Origin of the sequence: Planktothrix sp., from assembly GCF_046067725.1 — a bacterium.
Lineage (GTDB): Bacteria > Cyanobacteriota > Cyanobacteriia > Cyanobacteriales > Microcoleaceae > Planktothrix.
The window spans coordinates 1-3,088 of sequence record NZ_JBJUDF010000105.1; the positions used below are offsets into that span (position 1 = coordinate 1).

Consider the following 3,088-nt stretch of genomic DNA (forward strand, 5'->3'; position numbering starts at 1 on the left):
CATTCAAGTTCGAGGAGGAACACAAAGCGGAAATGGAGGATTTGTTGAAACCAGTAGTCGCGGTGTTTTAGAAATTAACCAAGCACCTGATATTTCAGCACCTTCTGGGTTAGGCGGAACTTGGTTACTTGACCCTAATAATATTGATATTGTTAATTCTGAAACCAATACAAATATTAATCAAGAAACAGAGGAATTATTCTTTAAAAGTACCGATGATAATGCTGAATTAAGTGTTTTTCAATTGCGGTCAGCATTAACACAAGGAAATGTTATTGTAGAAACCTCAGAGGCGGGAAATAATAGTCAAGATGGGAATATTACCTTTAAAACATCCTTGGATTTTGATGGTATTGAGGGAGAACGAAACTTAACGTTAAATGCTATCGGTAATATTGTTTTAGATGGATATACTATTGGTGATAGTAATCCAGGGGATACTGACCAATTAAACTTGAATTTTAATGCCGATTTTGATAATAATAATAATGGTGCAGTTTTTATTCGGAATGCTACTATTAATACCAATAAAGGAGATTTGACGGCAACAGGTCGAGGAAATTCGATTTTTCGGTCTGGAGTTTGGATAGATAATAGTCAACTTAATACTGGGGGAGGAAATCTTAACCTTGAAGGAATTGCCGTTGATAACTTACCCTTTAATCACGGAATTTTATTAACCAATAGTGTTTTAAATTCGGGGAATGGAGAGATAACTTTAAGCGGAACCAGTGGGACACAAACTAACACCAATATTGGAGTTTGGTTAGACCAATCTACCCTCAATTCAGAAGCGGGAAATATTAATATTATAGGAAATGGTCAAGGAAGTATTACCAATAATATTGGAATCTTACTTAATAATAATTCTACCCTACAAACCACAACCGGGAATATTACCTTAACCGGAAATAGTCAGAATGGATTCAATAGTTTTGGCATTAATTTAAATCAAGGAAATCTTTTAACTGTTGATGGTACAATTCAACTGACTGGAACTTCCCAGGGAAATGATGGTAGTGTTGCTGTTTATGTTAGTAATAGTAATCTGACATCAACGGGAAGCGGAATGATTGATTTGCAGGGAAATAATAATGGAACTGGAAATAATAATGATGGGATTTCTATTTTAAATAATACTATTATTTCTTCATCTGAAACCGGAACACTTAACCTATCAGGGGTTAGCGGTGATGGCAACAATAGCGAAGGGATTTTGCTGTTAAATGGACAAATTAGAACGGTAGATGGAGAGATTTTTATTAATGGCGTGGGACGAGGTATAGAAACAAGTCCAGGGGTGTTTGTTGGGGAAGGAGGCAAAATTGTTTCAACAGGAATTGGAAATATTAATTTAGATGGACTGAGTAGTGCTACAGGAAGTGGGAGTCACGGAATTTCACTGTTTGGGGGTGCAACTTTGGAAGCAAAGACCACTGGAAATATTACATTAGTAGGAAGTAGTAGTCAGACAAACTATAGTCAAGGTATTTTTATTTTAAATAATTCTTTACTTCAGGTTGATGATGGAAACTTGAACTTAATAGGAGTCAGTCAAGGTGCTTTTAATGCCCAGGGAATTTTATTAGGAAATAGTCTAATTCAATCATTAGGAGCAGGACAGATTAACTTAAGAGGGACAGGTAATGGAACTGGGGGAGATAGTAATGGAATTCTCGTGATTAATGCTGCACAAATTAATAGTTTTGGGAGTGGAGATATTAATTTACGAGGTCGCAGTGCTGAGGTTCCTGAAAGTGAAGGTGTCGGAATTTTTCAAGGAAGTCAAATTCAAACCAATACAGGGTCTATTTTAATCGATGGTGTGAATAATGGCAGTAATACCACCAGTGTTATTATTGGAGATAATACCCCAGTAACAACCACAGGTTCAGGCGAAATTACAATATCAGGAAATCAGAATTTATTCATCAGTTCTTTGACCAATTCTGGAGGTGCTATTCATCTTAAAAGTAGTCGAGGAAATATTAATAGTAGTTTTGGAACACTTGATAGTAGTTCTACCGTTGGGAATGGAGGAACTGTAACGGTTGATGCCGCAGGTAATATTACAATTGCTAGTATTAATGCGAGTACAACGGCCAATTCTGGCAATACTCAAGGTGGTAGTGTCACGCTAAATTCTGTTAATGGTACTGTGACAATTACTAATAATATTAACACCTCTGCCACCACAGGTCAAGGAAATAATATTACGATTTCTGCACCTGTTCAACTCACCCAACCCATAACAACATTTAACACCACTGGGAGTACAGAAAGTGGCAATATTATTTTTAATCATACCGTTGATGGAACCACACCCGGCAGCCAGACTTTAATTCTGCAAGCGGGAACAGGAAATATCAATTTTAATCATAGCGTTGGGAGTTTTAAACCCCTAAATCATTTAACAATAACGGGGGGTAATATTAATAGTATAGCACCGATTAATCTGAATAACTCTGGATTAACGATTAATGCTAGTGGCGAAGTGAATTTAGCTGATATTTTCACAACGGAGGGTGCTAATGTGGATATTTTAGCATCGGGAAATATTATCACTCAGGATATTATTACTGATGGTGAAACAATAACCTTAAGAAGCAGTAATGGGGATATTAATACCCAAGCTGGAATGTTAGATAGTAGTTCTACCAATAATAATGGAGGGAACCAAACCTTAGACGCATCGGGAAGTGTTACTTTAGGCAAAATTAATACCAGTACCGCCTCGAATTCGAGCAATAGTAAAGCTGGAAGTTTGAATAGTACATCGGGAAATAATACGATTAATTTAACTGGGGATATTAATACCTCTGCCACCCAAGGTCAGGGAAGTAACGTTAATTTTAATGCTAATGTTATTTTGGGTGGAGATAACGTTACCCTAACAACAACTGGCAATAATAGCAGTGGCAATGTTACGTTTAATGGGACGGTGAATGGGAGTCAGAGTTTAACGCTACAAACTGGAGAAGGAAATGTTACTTTTAATCAAGCGGTAGGAGATAGTATTCCGCTACAAACTTTAACGATAAATAGTGGCAATGTTGTTACTGAGTCTACGGTTACTGTTGAGAATGGG

At 36.8% G+C, this 3,088-nt stretch carries 1 protein-coding gene; it reads left to right on the forward strand.

What is annotated here, in order from left to right; genetic code table 11:
- A partial coding sequence (locus ACKPEB_RS05945) for a beta strand repeat-containing protein (RefSeq protein WP_408963918.1) occupies positions 1–3,088 on the forward strand: 3,088 nt, incomplete at both ends.